The organism is Streptomyces sp. HM190 (assembly GCF_009857135.1).
Classification (GTDB): Bacteria; Actinomycetota; Actinomycetes; order Streptomycetales; family Streptomycetaceae; genus Streptomyces; species Streptomyces heilongjiangensis.
The window spans coordinates 5,732,739-5,749,809 of sequence record NZ_CP047318.1; the positions used below are offsets into that span (position 1 = coordinate 5,732,739).

Consider the following 17,071-nt stretch of genomic DNA (forward strand, 5'->3'; position numbering starts at 1 on the left):
GGGGCGCGGCCTCCTGCTTCGCGACGGGCGCGGGGCCCCGGGCTACGCCAGCCCCCGCCGGGCCACCGCCGGGTCCCGGTGCCCGGCGATCGCCCCCACCATGTCCAGCACCTGCCTGGTCTCCGCCACCTCGTGCACCCGGTACACCTGCGCCCCCAGCCACGCCGACACCGCGGTCGTCGCCAGCGTTCCCACCACCCGCTCCTTCACCGGCCTGTCCAGCGTCTCCCCGACGAAGTCCTTGTTGGACAGCGACACCAGCACCGGCCAGCCCGTCGCCACCATCTCCCCCAGCCGCCGTGTCGCCTCAAGGCTGTGCCGCGTGTTCTTCCCGAAGTCGTGACCGGGATCGATCAGCACGGACTCCCGCGGCACCCCCAGCGCCACGGCCCGCTCGGCCAGCCCCACGGTCACCCGCAGGATGTCCGCCATCACGTCGTCGTACGTGACCCGGTGCGGCCGCGTACGGGGCTCGGCGCCCCCCGCGTGCGTGCACACCAGCCCCACCCGGTACCGGGCCGCCACCTCGGCCAGCCGTGGGTCGACCCCGCCCCAGGCGTCGTTCAGGAGGTCCGCCCCCGCTTCGCAGACGGCCTCCCCGACCTCGTGCCGCCAGGTGTCGACGCTGATGACCACCTCGGGGAACCGCCGCCGCACCTCGGCCACGAACCCCACCGTCCGGCGTGCCTCCTCCTCGGCGGTGACCTCCTCGCCGGGCCCGGCCTTCACCCCGCCGATGTCGATGATCGCGGCCCCCTCGGCGACCGCCTGCTCCACCCGAGCCAGCGCCGGCTCGTCCTGGAAGGTCGCTCCCTGGTCGTAGAAGGAGTCGGGCGTCCGGTTCACGATCGCCATGATCACCGGCTCGTGCGTGCCGAATTCCCGCTTGCCCAGCCTCAGCATCCGCCGTGCCCTCTCCCCGAACGTCCCGTCGATCGACGGCCCTGCCCAACAGCCTGCGACCTTAACTGTCAGACTCGCATGGCACGATCGGAGCGGACACACTCGAGGGGACCCCAGCGATGTTCATGTTCTTGTTCCTGGTCGTCGCGCTCGCGGTCGTGGTGGCCGCGGTGACGCTCGCCGTGGTGGGCGGCGGCGAGAGCGCAGCCCTGCCCGAGGCGCCGGTCGAGCGGCTCCAGGACCCGCTGCCGGCCGACCGCCCGGTCGACCGCGCGGACGTGGAGGCCCTGCGCTTCCCCGTCGCCGTCCGCGGCTACCGCATGGTGGACGTCGACGACGCCCTCAGCCGCCTCAGCGCCGAGATCGCCGAGCGGGACGCCCGCATCGCCGACCTGGAGTCCGCGCTCGCCGGCGCCCGCGCGGCCACCACGACGTCCCTGCGCAAGCCGGAGGAGGGCGAGCACCGGTGAGCGACGGCACGGCCCTCGCCGGCCCGGACGGCGCCCCGCGCTGCCCCTGGGCCCTGTCCACCGAGGACTACGTGGCGTACCACGACGAGGAGTGGGGCCGCCCGGTCCACGGCGACGACGCGCTGTACGAGCGGCTCTGCCTGGAGGCGTTCCAGTCCGGCCTGTCCTGGATCACCATCCTCCGCCGCCGCGAGGGTTTCCGCGCCGCCTTCTCCGGCTTCCGGATCGCCGACGTGGCCGCCTTCACCGACGCCGACAAGGAACGGCTCCTCGCCGACCCCGGCATCATCCGCAACCGCGCCAAGATCGAGGCCACGGTCGCCAACGCCCGGGTCCTCGCCGACTGGGCCCCCGGTGACCTGGACACCCTGATCTGGTCCCACGCACCCGACGCCGCCGGCCGCCCGGTCCCGAAGACCCTCGCCGACGTCCCCGCGGTCACCCCCGAGTCCACGGCCCTGTCGAAGGCGCTGAAGAAGCAGGGCATCCGCTTCGTCGGTCCCACCACGGCATACGCCCTGATGCAGGCGTGCGGCCTGGTCGACGACCACCTGGAGAGCTGTGTGGCGAGGAGGAGGCCGCTCCCGGGGGCGTCCTCGGCGACGACACGAACCTCCTGAGGACGAGTGCCGGAGGAGCACGAGCGTCGAGGGGGCACGAGAAGGGCGCGCCCTCGGTTGAGCTGCGCGCCCTGTCGAGCGGCGGCGGCCGCCGGGCCGGGTCTCAGCGGCCCAGGTACTTCGGCGTCTCCTTGTTCACGAACGCCCGCACGGCGATCGCGTGGTCCTCCGAGGCTCCCGCCCGGGTCTGCAACTCGTCCTCCTTGTCCAGCGTCTCCGCCAGCGAGTGCGACAACCCGTACGCCATGGCCTCCTTGATCGCCGCGTACGCCACCGTCGGCCCCTCGGCCAGCATCCGCGCCACCTGCTCGGCCGCCTCGGGCAGGGCGGCCGACGGCACGATCCGGTTGGCGATCCCCAGCTCGTGCGCCTCCTGCGCCTTGATGCTGCGCGGGAACATCAGCAGATCGGCGGCGCGGCCAGGCCCGATGACGCGCGGCAGCGTCCACGAGACCCCGGAGTCGGCGGTGAGCGCGACCCCGGCGAACGACGTGTTGAACGCGGCGGTCTCGGCGACGACCCGGTAGTCCGCGGCCAGCGCGAAGCCCAGCCCGGCACCGGCGGCGACCCCGTTCACACCCGCCACCACCGGCTTCGGCATTCCCGCGATGGCCTTCACGATCGGGTTGTAGTGCTCCTTGACCGTGCTCATGACCTGCGTCGCGTCCTCGACGAGCAGCCCGATGTGCTCCTTGAGGTCCTGCCCCACGCAGAAGGCCCGGTCCCCGGCGGCGGTCAGCAGCACGGCCCGCACCGCGTCGTCCCCCGCGGCGGACTCCACGGCCTCCCGCAGCGCGACCTTGGTCGCGATGTTCAGCGCGTTCATCGCCTCGGGGCGGTTCAGCGTGATCGTCGCGAGTCCGTCGCGCACCTCGTAGAGCACGGTGTCGGCCATGGCGGTTACCCCTCCGGTGTCGCGGCTGGTGACGTACTGGTCGGTACGCCCTGCGTCACAGCACAGCATGTCGGAGATCACCGGCGGTGGCGCGGGCCCGGCATGTGACCTGTGTCAAAGAATCACGATCGGCCCAGCGGCGACCGAAGTCGGTGTGGTGGCGCAGTATCGCAGCCACATCGCCGAATTGGGTGGTTTTGCTCGCGCGCGTTGCCCAAGCGATGCCTGCTGATGTTGGTCATCGGGTCATGAGATGCGGGATAATGGCCTGGAAGCAATGTGTTCGATGCCGGTGTCGCGTGTCCCCAGGTGGGCCCGCGCCTGCCCTCCAGGGCCGTCGGCTTTGGCGATGAGCTGGTTTCAGGAAGGGGAACGAGCATGGCGGCCATGAAGCCGCGGACGGGCGACGGCCCGCTCGAGGTGACCAAGGAGGGGCGGGGCATCGTCATGCGCGTTCCGCTCGAAGGCGGCGGTCGGCTCGTCGTCGAGCTGACCCCTGACGAGGCCGACGCCCTTGGCGACGCCCTCAAGAAGGTCGTCGGCTGACGCGCGTAGCGACCCGTAGCTCTTCGGCTGCCCCGGTGCCACCCCTCGGTGGTGCCGGGGCAGCTTTGTGTCGGGGGGTGGCGGAGGAGGGCGGGAGCCTCAGCGCTTGACCGCGCAGAGCAGTCCGTCGCCCACCGGGAGCAGGGAGGGCACCAGCTCGGCGCTCTCACGGACCGTGCGCAACAGCTCCCGCAGGCGTATGACCTCGGTGGGCTGAGGGCCCGAGTCGACGGTGCGGCCGCTGGCGAAGACCCCCTCGAAGGCGACCAGCCCGCCGGGCCTGAGCAGACGCAACGATTCCGCGAGGTAGTCGAGGCTCTCCAGCCGGTCGCCGTCGCAGAAGACGAGGTCGTACCCGGAGTCCGCGAGCCGGGGCAGCACGTCGAGGGCGTGGCCCGGGATGAAGCGCGCGCGGTTGCTGGCGAAGCCGGCCGCGCGGAACGCCTGCCGGGCGAACTGCTGGTGCTCCGGCTCCGGATCGACGGTGGTCAGCACACCGTCCGGCCGCATGCCGTACAGCAGATGCATGCCGGAGACGCCGGTCCCGGTACCGATCTCCGCGACCGCCTTCGCGTCCACGGAGGCCGCGAGCAGGCTCAACGCGGCGCCTGTGCCGGGCGACACCGAGCGCAGCCCTGCTTCCCGAGCCCGGTCGCGAGCCCAGCGCAGCGCGTCGTCCTCGGCGACAAAGGCGTCGGCGAACGCCCAGCTCGTCAGCCGGTTGCCGGTAATGACCCTCTCCTTATGCACCCATGGACACCTGGGCGTGACTGTATCCGTTGCCGCCGGGAACCTGCTGATGGGACCGGTCGTTTAAAGGGATGAGTGAGTGACGGGGGCCGCGACGGGGGTCAAGTGATGGATCGGTACGGCGAACAGGCACCGGTGCAGGTGCTGGTGCCGACAAAGCCATATGAGCCGGATCGGCGTGATCAGCCGTATGAGGCACATCGGCGCACATCAAATTCTCGTAAAACCGCTTATCCGGAGCTAACGGGCGAGGTGGCTATGGTAGGGGCTCCACTGGACACCACCAGAGCCGATAGGGGAGGTGCGGCTGCGCCTGTGGATCGGGGAGGAGTGCTGCGGCGCTTTCTCGGATCGGCGGGTAGGCCGAAATCCGTGAACGACACCGCTGACCACGCCCACGCCGACGCTGCCGCCGCAACCGGAGCGCAGACCGCGACCTTCACCACGGACGCGCACGCGCCGGCGTGGACTCCGCCCACCTGGGAGGAGATCGTCAGCACCCACAGCGGCCGGGTCTACCGCCTCGCCTACCGTCTGACCGGCAACCAGCACGACGCCGAGGACCTCACCCAGGAGGTCTTCGTCCGCGTCTTCCGCTCCTTGTCGACGTACACGCCCGGCACCTTCGAGGGCTGGCTGCACCGCATCACCACGAACCTCTTCCTCGACATGGTCCGGCGCAAGCAGCGCATCCGCTTCGACGCCCTCGGGGAGGACGCGGCCGAGCGCCTGCCCAGCCGCGAGCCCACCCCGCAGCAGATCTTCAACGACGCGCACTTCGACGCCGACGTCCAGCAGGCTCTCGACACCCTCGCGCCGGAGTTCCGCGCCGCCGTCGTCCTCTGCGACATCGAGGGACTGTCGTACGAGGAGATCGCCGCGACCCTCGGCGTCAAGCTCGGTACGGTCCGCTCGCGGATCCACCGCGGCCGCTCCCAGCTCCGCAAGGCCCTCGCGCACCGCTCCCCGGAAGCCCGGGCCGAGCAGCGCCGCGGCTTCACGGTGCCTCGGGTGCCCGCGCTGGGAGGAGGGGGCGCGACCGCGTGAGTGGATCCCGGCCCACCCCTGCTGAGCAGCATCTGGGAGACCGACTCTCCGCGCTGGTCGACGGAGAGCTCGGTCATGAGGCGCGCGAACGCGTCCTGGCGCATCTGGCCACATGCCCGAAGTGCAAGGCGGAGGCGGACGCCCAGCGCCGACTGAAGAACGTCTTCGCGGAGGCCGCTCCGCCGCCCCCCTCCGAGAGCTTCCTGGCCCGGCTCCAGATGCTCCCGGCGGGCGGCGACCTCGACGGCGCCTCCCCGCTGGACGGCGGAGGCTTCGGAGGAAGACTCCGGGGGACGCCCGGCGGCGCCGGGCTCCCGCTCGACTCCTCCGCCACCGGGGACCTGGCCGACTTCGGCGTCTTCGGCACCACCGGGGACTCCTTCGGCTACGTCCCCTCGGGTCCGCACAGCGGCGCGCTCTCACCGTCGGAAGGCCGTGGGCTGCTCGGCGGCCGGGGGCTGACGGGGGGACGCGGTTTCCTCGGTGACCGGGGCTTCCTCGCCGCGCGGGCCCTCCTCGGCGACCGGGGCGCGCTCGACGGGCGTTCCCCCTCCGGTGACCGAGGCCTCCCCGGCGGGCGCAGCGCGCTCCCCGACGACGGGGACAGCGGCGAGGGCCGGCCGGACACGGCCCCCGACGAGCGCGGAGCCACGGGTGACCGCGGCTTTCGGATCCACCACGTGAACCGGCACGAGGCCGAGCGTTCGGCCTCGCGCGGGATGCGGTTCGCGTTCGTGGCGGCCGGCGCGGTGTCGCTGGCCGCGATCGCGCTCGGCGGAATGACCTCCGGCATGCCCGCCGAGACGGTGGACGCGCGGGGCGGCGCCGGCTCCGGCAGCAACGTCACGCCTCTGCGCACCCAGACCACCGGAGCGGCCACGAGCCCCGACGCGCTGCGCCGCCGCGGTAGCGTCGCCCCCCTCCTCGGGCAGGGCCAGCGGGCCGAGGTGCCGGTGGCGCCGACGGAGGTCTCCGCGCCACTGCTGCCCGGGATCCCCGCGCCGGCCGGTCACCTCCGTCCGTCCGCGAACCCGCTCACCACGCCCGTCCTCGCGGGCGTGGAGATCATGTCCCCGCTCATACGTCCGCTCACGGCGCCCCCGCCGCTCCAGTTGACGACGTGGTCCCGGACACCCGAGCTGACCGCTCCGGGTCTGCTGACGGCCCCCGACCCCGCCTCGTCCCCCACACCCACCTCCCCTGCCCTCCGCTGACCCCGAGTTCTGCGCGCCGGCCCGCGAACCTGGTTGAATCCGGAGTGGGCCGTGTCCGCTCCGGCCGGTTCCGGCCGGCGGCACGCGGCCAACGGTGGGCGTCGGGCCGGTCCTCGGGACGGGCCCCAGGTGTGGGGAGAACATGAACGAGGGGAAGCCCACGAAGGGGAAGTGGTGGAGCCGACCCCGAGCGCACGGCGCGGGGGCCGGGACGACGGGGGACCACAGCGGGCCTTCGGGGGCCGACGGGCCGCCCGTGGACATGATCCGCGACGCCGACGGCGGAGCGGGCGACGAGAGCGGCGGCCGGTCGAGCGGCGGGGGCGGCACGGTGAGCCACGGGGGCGATTTCGAGTTGGAGCGACCCGCGACGACACCGGCTCCCGGCCACCCAGCCCCCGACGGCGACTTCGCTCTGGCCGACCCGGTACCACCGTCCCGGTCCCGACAGAGCGGGCCGGCGGAGGACACCGCGCCACGGCCCGGTTCGCCGCGGAGCGCCGACCGCGGTGACACGGACAGCGGTGACTTCGAGCTGGAGCGGCCGTTCTCCGCGGGCACGGGCGCCGACGCGGCGACGACTCCGAGCGGCGACGCGGGCAGGACGGTGTCGGCGGCTGAGGGCAGCGCGCACGTCGAGCAGGACGAGACGACCACACGCCTCGTGCTGGAGAAGAGCGCGGAGAAGCGCGCGGAGGCGACCGCGCCCCCGACTGGCGAAACGACTCCGCTCCCGCGTCACGAGGCGCCGAGCGCACCGGCCGCCGCTGCGATCGCGTCCACCCCCGCCGAGACCGCCGTGACCGCCGCTGCGCACCCGATGGGTGCCCCGGCCCCCGCAGGAGGCCCGGCAGCGGCCGTGGAGCGCCCCAAGCCGCTGCACGACCCGGATCCCTACAGCACCCCGCCGTACGGCGAGCCCGGCCCCTGGGCGCCCGCGCCCCCGTTCCAGCACCCGGCGACAACCCCCGCGCACGGCACGACCGTTCAGCCGGTGGCACCGGGCCACGGTGGGCCGACCCCGACGGGTGACCCGGCGCCCGGCACGACGACCACCGTGGCGGCACCCCAGACCGCCGAGCCCGCCCCGCCGACGTACAGGGACGGCTCCCAGCCCATGGCCCCGTCCCCCACGGACGGACCACACCCCGTGGTGCCGCCGCACGCGGGCGGCTCCCACCACGCAGCGCCCCCGCACGCGGGTGGCTCCCGGCCCACCACGCCCGCGGCGCCCCCGTACCAGGACGCCACTGCACCCCCGTCGCCGGTCTACCCGGACACCTCCCCGCCCACCACTCCACCCCCCTACGCGGACGTCCTCCAAGGGGCTGCCCCGGAGCCTCGGGACCCCTGGCGGAACTACGACCCGTGGTCCGCGTCGGGGTCGTTGCAGCAGAACGGCGCCGGCGTCGACGACATGGCGCGGCGGCGGAGGCGCGGGAAGAAGATCCTCGTGGTGGGGGCCGTACTGATCGCGCTCGTGTCCGGCGGTGTCGGCGGGGCCGTGGGCGCGTATCTGGAGCGGAACGGCGGGGTCGGCGAGGTCGAGCTGCCGCAGTCCGGCGGAGGGACGAGCGGGCGCGCCCCGGACAGCGTCGCCGGGATCGCCGCCAGTGCCCTGCCCAGCGTCGTGACCCTCCATGTGAGCGGCTCGGACGCGCAGGGCACCGGCACCGGCTTCGTGCTCGACAGGCGGGGTCACATCCTCACCAACAACCACGTCGTGGAGCCCGCCGGGGACGACGGCGAGATCACGGTCACCTTCAGCGGCGGCGAGACCGCGGAGGCCAGCCTGGTCGGCCGGGACAGCGGGTACGACCTCGCCGTCGTCAAGGTGTCGGAGGTCGGCGGACTCAAGCCGCTGCCGCTCGGCAACTCCGACGACGTGCGGGTCGGTGACCCGGTCGTCGCGATCGGCGCGCCCTTCGACCTCGCCAACACCGTCACGTCCGGCATCATCAGCGCCAAGGAGCGGCCCATCACGGCCGGCGGGGACGGCGGCGACCGCAGCGACGTGTCCTACGTCGACGCGTTGCAGACCGACGCACCGATAAACCCCGGCAACTCCGGCGGCCCCCTCGTCGACGTCAACGCCCGCGTGATCGGCATCAACAGCGCCATCCGCTCCGCGGGCAGCGGCTCCGAGGCGGACGGCGGCCAGGCCGGTTCCATCGGGCTCGGCTTCGCGATACCGATCAACCAGGGCAAGCGTATCGCCGAGGAACTGATCAACACGGGCAAGGCGACGCACCCGGTGATCGGCGTGACACTCGACATGGACTACTCGGGTGACGGAGCCCGTGTCGGCGACGACAGCGACGGCACCGTCAAGCAGGGCGGACCCGCCGACCGGGCGGGCATCCGCGCGGGCGACGTGATCACCGAGGTCGACGGCCGGCGCGTCCACTCCGGCGACGAACTGATCGTCAAGGTGCGCGCCCACCGGCCCGGTGACCGCCTCGAACTCACCCTCCAACGGGACGGCGGGGAGCGGAAGGTCACCCTGACCCTGGGCTCCTCCGACGGGGGCTGACACCGGCGCACATGACAGCAACTTCACAGGAGGGGCGGCCGTACCCCCTCCTGCCAGGCAAACAGCGGGGAAAACCCGTGGCGTGACCGTGGTCCGGGGCCGCCCGACAGTACCGGTTCGACAGCATCGCCGGGTACCGTGGACCCGGCCCGGACCACGGAAGACCTGCCGAGGCCCGCGGATCGGGACCGAGGACATCGCAAGGAGCTTCAGGTGTTCAATGACATAGGTGCGCTCGAGGTGGTGACGCTCGTCGTCCTCGCCGTGCTCGTCTTCGGTCCGGACAAGCTCCCGAAGGTGATCCAGGACGTCACGCGGACCATCCGGAAGATCCGCGAGTTCTCGGACAGCGCCAAGCAGGACATCCGCAACGAACTCGGTCCCGAGTTCAAGGACTTCGAGTTCGAGGACCTCAATCCCAAGACGTTCATCCGTAAGCAGCTGGACAACGACGAACTGGGGCTGAAGGAGATCCGCAACGGCTTCGACCTGAAGAAGGAGATGGCCGAGCTGACGGACGCGGTCCACGGCCGGGAGTCCGAGTCGTCGTCCTCCGCCACCTCCGGCTCCTCCACCGGGTCCGGTGGAGCGGTCGACATGACCAAGAAGCGCGAGAAGCTCGGACTGGAAGAGCGCCCGCCGTACGACCTGGACGCCACCTGAGCCGACCGCGTGGCCGCCGCCCGAAACCGGGCCCGCCCCATGTGCCCCCGGGCGCCGTCCGCACGGCCTCCCGCCTGCGCTTGTGCGCCGTACCCCCGCCTGCTGCCACACCCCCGGCACGTGACGCGATTCATACCGTCGCACGTCCTCGTACGGCCCGAAGCCGCCCGTACGCCGTCCCACGCGCCGGGCGCTTTCCCTGCTGCTCGCAGCGCTGTGGCTATGCTGCCCAGTTGTTGTGCGGACCGTAAGGAAAGCGAGCGCGACGCCCGAGAGGGGGGCGGGCCGCTCCGGTCCGTCGAGAGCGAGGAGGCGTCCGGGCACATGGAGACGACGAGTCGGGTAGGCGCGCAGGCGTCGGCCGCGGAGGGCGGACAACAGCTGCCCTCCGCCCGGCGCACGGTCGACGGCTACCTGCTGGCGCCCTTCCCCTGGTACGGCCTCGACGAGGCCTTCACGGGACCGCGCTGGCTGATGCAGGTCGGTACCTCGGCGGAAGGCGCCGTCGAGCACGGTTCGGTCGGACACGGCGACGAGCCCTCGGTCCGCAACGAGTTCACGGCGGTCACGGACGACGAGCCCAAGGAGCGGTTCGCGGTCGTCGTGACCGTCGCCGCCAACGACGTACGGCGCAGCGCCGACGGCACGGGCGTCCTGGAGGCCACCACGGTCTCCTCCGCCGCCTGGCTGGCCGGTGTGGGGCTGCTGTCCTTCACCTGGCCCGGACAACTGGACCACACCCTGAGAGACGACTGGCTGGACCAGCAGACGGAGACGGCGTGGGTCCTCGCGGACGACCTCGCCGGCCCCGACTGGTCGACGCTGTCGCTGCCGGTGGACGGCGTCCCCACGCCGTTCCACTACCGCGAGTCCGAGTTCGGATGGGTGCTCGCCGGCTCGACCCCGGAAGGGGTGCACGTGGGGGCGTACGGGCGCGGGATGAGCGCGTACGGCCTCGGGTTCGCCATGATCAAGGACATCGCGACGTACGCCTAAGCACCGTTGCAGTACCAGGGCGGGTTTCGAAAGGAGCGTCGTCTGCCCGAAGGGCAGGCCCGGCGGCGTCCGGTGCGTGCGATCGCACGGCGGAGGGTCGCCCCGGTACCGGTGGTTTCGGGGCGATCCCGACAACGCGGCGAGCGTGTGTGCCGGACGCCGCCGGGCGGACGGGACTTTCGAAACCCGCCCTAGCGGTGCCGCCCGCGCCCAATGAGAAGGGGCACCGCGTCGTGTGACCCGCGGTGCCCCGTCCGATACCCCCGAGAAGCGGTCTGCCGCCTCGGCAGGAGCCCTAGAACTTGTTCCTCGGGGTGATCCCCAGGCTCATGCCCGACAGGCCCCGCTGACGGCCGCCCAGCTTGCCGGCGATGGCTCGCAGGGCCGCGCCCGCCGGGGAGTCGGGATCGGAGAGCACGACCGGCCTGCCCTCGTCGCCGCCCTCCCGGAGCCGGACGTCGATCGGGATGCTGCCGAGGACGGGCACCGTGGCGCCGGTGGTCCGGGTGAGACCGTCGGCGACGACCTGGCCGCCACCGGTGCCGAAGACGTCCACCATCTCGTCGCAGTGCGGGCAGGGCAGGCCCGACATGTTCTCGACCACGCCGACGATCTTCTGGTGGGTCTGGACCGCGATGGATCCGGCGCGCTCGGCGACCTCGGCCGCCGCCTGCTGCGGGGTCGTGACGACGACGATCTCCGCGTTCGGGACCAGCTGCGCCACCGAGATGGCGATGTCGCCGGTGCCCGGCGGGAGGTCCAGGAGCAGGACGTCCAGGTCGCCCCAGTAGACGTCCGCGAGGAACTGCTGGAGGGCGCGGTGGAGCATCGGGCCGCGCCAGACGACCGGCGCGTTGCCCTGGATGAACATGCCGATCGAGATGACCTTCACCCCGTTCGCGGACGGCGGCATGATCATGTTCTCGACCTGGGTGGGGCGGCCGTCGGCGCCCAGCATGCGCGGCACCGAGTGACCGTAGATGTCGGCGTCGACCACGCCGACCTTCAGACCGTCCGCGGCCATCGCTGCCGCCAGGTTCACCGTCACCGAGGACTTGCCGACGCCGCCCTTGCCGGACGCGACGGCGTACACGCGGGTGAGCGAGCCCGGCTTCGCGAAGGGCACCTCGCGCTCGGTCTGGCCGCCGCGCAGGGCGGACGCCAGCTCACGGCGCTGCTCATCGCTCATCACGTCCAGTTCGACGTCGACGCGGGTGACGCCCTCGACCCGTGCGACCGCCTCCGTCACGCGCTGCGTGATGGTGTCGCGCATGGGGCAGCCGGAGACCGTCAGGTACACGGCGACTGCGACCGCTCCGTCCGCGCCGATCTCCACCGACTTGACCATCCCGAGTTCGGTGATGGGGCGGTTGATCTCGGGGTCGTTCACCGTCGACAGTGCCTCGCGCACCGCGTCTTCCGTAGCCATAGGGACGATGGTACGGCGACGCGCGGGGCCCCTGGGAGCCCGGTCAGCGGTCGTCCATGTCACGCCCGCCGGGGTGCTCCGGCGGGAATACCGTCCTGGTCCCGCGATGTCCGTCGCCGTCGTGCTCGTGCAGTTCCCTGACCAGGTCCTGGAGCTCGGAGCGCAGCCAGTCCCGGGTGGCGACCTCACCGAGACCGATCCGCAGGGCCGCGATCTCCCTGGTCAGATACTCGGTGTCGGCGATCGACCGCTCGTTCTGCTTGCGGTCCTGTTCGAGGTTGACCCGGTCGCGGTCGTCCTGGCGGTTCTGCGCGAGGAGGATCAGCGGGGCCGCGTAGGACGCCTGCAGGGACAGCATCAGGGTCAGGAAGATGAAGGGGTAGTTGTCGAAGCGCAGGTCCCGCGGGGCCGAGACGTTCCACACCACCCACAGGATGATCACGACGGTCATCCAGACGATGAACCGCCCGGTGCCCAGGAACCGCGCGATCCGCTCCGAGAGCCGCCCGAACGCCTCCGGGTCCCATTCGGGCAGGAACCGCGCCCGGCGCGGCAGGGGCTGGTCGAGACGGATCCGCGGGCGCGCGCCGGCCCCGACGGGCACGCGCTCCCGCGCGGGCGTTCCGGAGGACGGTGTGCGCTCGCGGATCACCGCCCCGGCGTGTGCCCGCTCGCGCCCGCCGGCCCGCCCGTCACGCCCCTGGCGCTCGGCACGCTCAGGAACCATGGGCGGCCCCCTCCACCTCGTCGTCGTCCAGCTGGAACTCCGTCTCCCGCCAGTCCTCCGGCAGCATGTGGTCCAGCACGTCGTCCACGGTCACCGCGCCCAGCAGCGAGCCGCTCTCGTCCACCACGGGCGCCGCCACCATGTCGTACGTCGCGAAGAACCCGGCCACCTCGGGGAGCGCGGCGTCCGGTGCGAGCGGCTGGAGGTCGTCGTCCAGGATCGAGCTGACCAGGGTGTACGGCGGGTCCCGCAGCAGCCGCTGGAAGTGGACCGTGCCGAGGTACTTCCCCGTCGGCGTCTCGTCGGGCGGCCGGCACACGTACACCTGGGCCGCGAGGGCCGGGGACAGATCGGGGTTGCGGACCCGGGCCAGCGCGTCGGCGACGGTGGCGTCCGGACGCAGCACGATCGGCTCGGTCGTCATCAGCCCGCCGGCGGTCTTCTCCTCGTACGCCATGAGCCGCCGTACGTCCGCCGCCTCGTCCGGCTGCATCAGCGTCAGCAGCCGCTCCTGCTCGGCCTCCGGCAGCTCGGCCAGCAGGTCGGCCGCGTCGTCCGGGTCCATGGCCTCCAGGACGTCGGCGGCCCGCTCCTCCTTGAGCTTGCCGAGGATCTCGATCTGGTCGTCCTCAGGCAGTTCCTCCAGCACGTCCGCGAGACGGTCGTCGTCGAGGGCGGCGGCGACCTCGGCCCGGCGCTTGGCGGAGAGGTGGTGCAGCACGTTGGCGAGGTCGGCGGGACGGAGCTGCTCGAAGGTCGCGAGGAGGTTCTCGGCGCCCTGCCCGTGCTCCTCCAGCGAGAACCCGGTGACCGCCGACCACTCCACGGTCAGGGTCTCGCCCTTGTGCCGCCGGAACGCGCTGCCCTTCCCCTTGCGTACGAACACCCGGTCGATCTCCCAGTCCCGGCGGGCCGGCAGCTGCTGCACCGAGACGTCGAGGACCGTGACCTCCTCGCCCGTCTCCACGAGCCGTACGCGACGGTCCAGCAGCTCGCCGAGGACGAGCCGCTCGGTGGGCCGCTGCTCGAAGCGGCGCACGTTCACCACGCCGGTGGTGATGACCTGGCCGGACTCGATTCCGGTGACCCGCGTCATCGGCAGGAAGATGCGGCGTCGCGTGTGCAGTTCGACGACCAGGCCGAGCAGCCGCGGCGGCTTCCGCCCGACCCGCAGGATGGCCACGAGATCGCGGACGCGGCCCACCTGGTCGCCGTTGGGGTCGAAGACCGCGATCCCGGAGAGGTGGGAGACGAAGATCCGGGGCGCCACCGCCGCCATGAGCCGCCCCTTTCCTGCGCGTCGGGTGCGAGATCCGTGTGCTCTCCGGGTGCGTCCCGGACGGCGCGGGTCTTTCGCGACCATCGGGCGAGCCATACGGATTTGTCGGACGAGGAGGGCTTCAGGCTAGCCCGTCCCGATCGGATATGCCCTGGTGAGCGGTGCGGACGGACTGCCTCAGTGGTGCCCCGCGAGCCCCGGTACTCTGCGGTAGGCCTGGACTCCCCACGAAGAGGTGCATCGTCTGTGACTCCGACTCCCCGTACCCGAAGGGCCGCACTGGTGGGCGCCGTCTGCACCCTCGTGGCGAGCGGGCTGGGGCTCACCGGGTGCAGTGAGGATCCGAACGAGGGCACCAACGGAGTCGGCAGACTGACCCCCGAGAAGATCCAGACCAGGACGAAGGCGGCCGCCACGGCGGCGGACACCGTCCGGCTGTCCGGGTCCGTCGTCAGCAACGGCAAGACCTACAAGCTGGACGTGCGCCTGAAGGAGGGCGGCGGCACGGGCTCGGTGACGTCGGGCGACACCACGTTCCGGCTGCTGAAGGTCGGCGAGCACCTTTTCCTGAAGGCCGACGCCGAGTTCTGGGACCACGAGGACGCCGGGGGCAAGAACGACGACGACTCGGACGCGGCCGCCGCGGACAAGCTGGACGGCATGTACGTCAAGGTCCCCACCGGCGACCCCGCCTACCAGCGGTTCAGCGGCTTCACCGACAAGGACGTCCTGCTCAACAGCCTCCTCACCCTGCACGGCACCCTCTCCACCGACGGCCACCACGAGCAGTCCGGCACCCGCACCATCCGCATCACCGGCGACAAGGGCTCCGGCGGCACCCTCGACGTCTCCCTCGAAGGCACCCCCTACCCCCTCCGCCTGGTCCGCGGCGGCGACGCGGGCACCATCCTCCTCACCGACTGGGGGAAGGACTTCCCCCTGGAGGAACCGGACGAGAAGTCGGTGGTCGACTACGGCAAACAGCTCCCCACGTCCTAGCGGGTCGGCGCGCGCCTGAGGCGGCGCCATGAAGGGGCGCCGGGGACGGCCCGTGACTGCCACAGCGGGCCGCGGCCACCGCCCGGCGCACGCGTCGCCCGCCGCACGTCTCGCCGGACGCGTGCCCCGCCCGGCGTACGACCGCGCTCGGCGTACGACCGTGCTCGGCGCACGTCCGCGCTCGGTGGGCGGCCGGAGCCCTTCAGCCCTGCTTCTTCCGGCGTTTGAACAGCAACCGGGGCAACCCGGCCGGCACCGGCCGGCGCGTCGTCGCCGGTGTCGGCAGGGGAGCCCGCGCCAGATCGCCGTCGGGCAACGGCGCGGTCGTGCCCGTCGGCTCCAGACGGAGCACCCGGCACTCCCGTGCCCACCGCTCCGGCATGGCCTCGCCGTCGGGGGCGTTGAGCCGCTTCCCCTTCAGTTCGGCCACGGCCGCGTCCCACTCGGGCGACCGGGGTGCCAGCTCCACCACGGTGGCGCCCCAGGTCACGAGCCGCCCGCCCTTGTCCTTGCTGCGGACGGTCACCACGGCCGGGCCGCCGTCGACGAGGCCTGGCAGAGGCTGCTCGTCCGGCCCGTCGCCGACCAGGCACACCGCGCCCTCGTGCCAGACGTGCCACAGGGCCCGCGACGGTACCTCGGGCCCCTGGGCGTGCGCCGTCGGCGTGCCGCCGCCGCTCACCCAGATGAGCCCGGACTTCTTGGTGGCCTCCTCGACGAGGGCCCGGTCGAGCAGCTGTTCCGTCATGCCGTCAGCCTAGGGCCTGGCCCCGCGGGGGAGCGGCGGGGCTACAGCCAGCCGTTCCGCTTGAGCGTGCGGTGGATGCCCAGGCAGAGCGCGACCGTGACGCCGAGGACCACCGGGTAGCCGAACTTCCAGTGCGTCTCCGGCATGTAGTCGAAGTTCATGCCGTACACCCCGCACACCATCGTCGGCACGGCGATGATCGCCGCCCAGGAGGTGATCTTGCGCATGTCCTCGTTCTGGGCGACCGAGGCCTGCGCCAGGTTCGCCTGGAGGATCGAGTTGAGCAGCTCGTCGAAGCCGACGACCTGCTCCTGCACCCGCGCGAGGTGGTCGGCCACGTCACGGAAGTACTTCTGGATGTCCGGGTCGACCAGCCGCATCGGACGCTCGCTCAGCAACTGCATGGGCCGCACCAGGGGCAGCACCGCGCGCTTGAACTCCATGACCTCGCGCTTGAGTTGGTAGATCCGGCCGGCGTCGGTGCCCCGGGGCGTGCCCTTGCGCCCGGGGGAGAACACCTCCGTCTCCACCTCGTCGATGTCGTCCTGCACGGCGTCGGCGACCGCCACGTACCCGTCGACGACATGGTCGGCGATGGCGTGCAGCACGGCCGACGGGCCCTTCGCGAGCAACTCCGGCTCGTCCTGCAGCCGGTGACGGAGCGCCCGCAGCGAGCCCTGGCCGCCGTGCCGGACGGTGATGAAGAAGTCCCGCCCGGTGAAGCACATCACCTCGCCGGACTCCACCACCTCGCTGGTGGCGGTGAGTTCGTCGTGCTCGACGTAGTGGATGGTCTTGAAGACGGTGAACAGGGTGTCGTCGTAGCGCTCCAGCTTCGGCCGCTGGTGCGCGTGCACCGCGTCCTCCACGGCCAGCGGGTGCAGCCCGAACTCGGCCGCGATACCGGCGAATTCGGCCTCGGACGGCTCGTGCAGACCGATCCACACGAATCCGCCGTCCCGGCGCACCTGACGGATCGCCTCGTGCGGGGCGAGGGAGCGCTCGAACGTGACGCGCGCGCCGTCACGGTAGACCGCGCAGTCGACGACGGCCGTGGTCGCCTCCGCCGGGCGGGTGGCGTCGTACGCGGCCCCGTCCTTGCGCAGCGACAGCCGGGACGGCCGGGAGGGGCGGACCGCGGCGCGCAGGTTGTTGATCATCGACATGGGCAGACTCCTTCGCAACGAAAGGCCGCCGACGACGGTTGGAACCACCCGGAATGAGGACGTTTTGACTTCCGATGTTTGGCACG

At 72.3% G+C, this 17,071-nt stretch carries 17 protein-coding genes; 9 read left to right on the forward strand and 8 right to left on the reverse strand.

The window, feature by feature from the left end; genetic code table 11:
* Positions 1 to 42: 42 nt before the first annotated feature.
* Positions 43 to 903: a dihydropteroate synthase gene (gene folP / locus GSY65_RS24565; protein ID WP_159772593.1), complete on the reverse strand. Its 861-nt coding sequence runs from the start codon at positions 901 to 903 to the stop codon at positions 43 to 45.
* A 119-nt stretch (positions 904 to 1,022) separates the two neighbouring features.
* On the opposite strand from folP, the gene GSY65_RS24570 reads away from it, so the two are divergent.
* On the forward strand, positions 1,023 to 1,373 hold the full coding sequence (locus GSY65_RS24570) for a DivIVA domain-containing protein (protein ID WP_159772596.1): 351 nt from the start codon (positions 1,023 to 1,025) through the stop codon (positions 1,371 to 1,373).
* Positions 1,370 to 1,993, forward strand: a complete 624-nt coding sequence (locus tag GSY65_RS24575; RefSeq protein ID WP_159772599.1) for a DNA-3-methyladenine glycosylase I — start codon at positions 1,370 to 1,372, stop codon at positions 1,991 to 1,993. The genes GSY65_RS24570 and GSY65_RS24575 overlap by 4 nt, the downstream gene beginning before the upstream one ends.
* A gap of 103 nt (positions 1,994 to 2,096) precedes the next feature.
* Here the strand turns inward: GSY65_RS24575 and GSY65_RS24580 are convergent, their stop codons facing one another.
* A complete protein-coding gene (locus GSY65_RS24580) occupies positions 2,097 to 2,888 on the reverse strand; it encodes an enoyl-CoA hydratase/isomerase family protein (RefSeq protein ID WP_159772602.1) in 792 nt (263 codons plus the stop codon).
* Positions 2,889 to 3,266: 378 nt separating this feature from the next.
* On the opposite strand from GSY65_RS24580, the gene GSY65_RS24585 reads away from it, so the two are divergent.
* The gene (locus GSY65_RS24585; RefSeq protein ID WP_003966491.1) at positions 3,267 to 3,434 is read left to right on the forward strand and encodes a DUF3117 domain-containing protein; all 168 of its coding nucleotides are present in this window, start codon (positions 3,267 to 3,269) and stop codon (positions 3,432 to 3,434) included.
* A gap of 99 nt (positions 3,435 to 3,533) precedes the next feature.
* On the opposite strand, the gene GSY65_RS24590 is transcribed toward GSY65_RS24585, so the two are convergent.
* Positions 3,534 to 4,184: an O-methyltransferase gene (locus GSY65_RS24590; protein ID WP_201452656.1), complete on the reverse strand. Its 651-nt coding sequence runs from the start codon at positions 4,182 to 4,184 to the stop codon at positions 3,534 to 3,536.
* Positions 4,185 to 4,514: 330 nt separating this feature from the next.
* Between GSY65_RS24590 and sigE the strand changes: the two genes are divergently transcribed.
* The 5 genes from sigE to GSY65_RS24615 all read left to right on the forward strand — a co-directional run bounded on the left by sigE (position 4,515) and on the right by GSY65_RS24615 (position 10,637).
* Positions 4,515 to 5,231: an RNA polymerase sigma factor SigE gene (sigE, locus tag GSY65_RS24595; RefSeq protein ID WP_159776362.1), complete on the forward strand. Its 717-nt coding sequence runs from the start codon at positions 4,515 to 4,517 to the stop codon at positions 5,229 to 5,231.
* On the forward strand, positions 5,228 to 6,445 hold the full coding sequence (locus GSY65_RS24600; RefSeq protein ID WP_159772605.1) for an anti-sigma factor family protein: 1,218 nt from the start codon (positions 5,228 to 5,230) through the stop codon (positions 6,443 to 6,445). Before sigE ends, GSY65_RS24600 begins: the two co-directional genes overlap by 4 nt.
* 820 nt (positions 6,446 to 7,265) lie before the next feature.
* Entirely contained in the window at positions 7,266 to 8,978 is a 1,713-nt protein-coding gene (locus GSY65_RS24605; RefSeq protein WP_236580249.1) for a trypsin-like peptidase domain-containing protein, read from the forward strand.
* A 213-nt stretch (positions 8,979 to 9,191) separates the two neighbouring features.
* Positions 9,192 to 9,641 carry a sec-independent translocase gene (locus GSY65_RS24610; protein ID WP_159772611.1) on the forward strand — a complete coding sequence of 150 codons (450 nt, stop codon included), beginning with the start codon at positions 9,192 to 9,194 and terminating at the stop codon, positions 9,639 to 9,641.
* A 324-nt stretch (positions 9,642 to 9,965) separates the two neighbouring features.
* Positions 9,966 to 10,637, forward strand: a complete 672-nt coding sequence (locus GSY65_RS24615; protein WP_201452657.1) for a hypothetical protein — start codon at positions 9,966 to 9,968, stop codon at positions 10,635 to 10,637.
* A gap of 295 nt (positions 10,638 to 10,932) precedes the next feature.
* Here GSY65_RS24615 and GSY65_RS24620 read toward each other — a convergent pair whose 3' ends face one another.
* Genes GSY65_RS24620 through GSY65_RS24630 form a run of 3 tightly spaced genes read right to left on the reverse strand, consistent with a single transcriptional unit; the run spans position 10,933 to position 14,072 of the window.
* Positions 10,933 to 12,066: an Mrp/NBP35 family ATP-binding protein gene (locus GSY65_RS24620; protein ID WP_159772617.1), complete on the reverse strand. Its 1,134-nt coding sequence runs from the start codon at positions 12,064 to 12,066 to the stop codon at positions 10,933 to 10,935.
* Between the two features lie 43 nt (positions 12,067 to 12,109).
* A complete protein-coding gene (locus GSY65_RS24625; RefSeq protein WP_236580033.1) occupies positions 12,110 to 12,793 on the reverse strand; it encodes a DUF1003 domain-containing protein in 684 nt (227 codons plus the stop codon).
* A complete protein-coding gene (locus GSY65_RS24630; protein ID WP_159772620.1) occupies positions 12,783 to 14,072 on the reverse strand; it encodes a magnesium transporter MgtE N-terminal domain-containing protein in 1,290 nt (429 codons plus the stop codon). Before GSY65_RS24630 ends, GSY65_RS24625 begins: the two co-directional genes overlap by 11 nt.
* A gap of 246 nt (positions 14,073 to 14,318) precedes the next feature.
* Between GSY65_RS24630 and GSY65_RS24635 the strand changes: the two genes are divergently transcribed.
* Positions 14,319 to 15,071 carry a hypothetical protein gene (locus tag GSY65_RS24635; protein WP_159772623.1) on the forward strand — a complete coding sequence of 251 codons (753 nt, stop codon included), beginning with the start codon at positions 14,319 to 14,321 and terminating at the stop codon, positions 15,069 to 15,071.
* Between the two features lie 202 nt (positions 15,072 to 15,273).
* Here the strand turns inward: GSY65_RS24635 and GSY65_RS24640 are convergent, their stop codons facing one another.
* Entirely contained in the window at positions 15,274 to 15,819 is a 546-nt protein-coding gene (locus GSY65_RS24640; protein ID WP_159772626.1) for a hypothetical protein, read from the reverse strand.
* Between the two features lie 41 nt (positions 15,820 to 15,860).
* Positions 15,861 to 16,985 (reverse strand): magnesium and cobalt transport protein CorA, encoded by a 1,125-nt coding sequence (locus tag GSY65_RS24645; RefSeq protein ID WP_159772629.1) that lies wholly within the window; start codon positions 16,983 to 16,985, stop codon positions 15,861 to 15,863.
* Positions 16,986 to 17,071 lie beyond the last annotated feature (86 nt).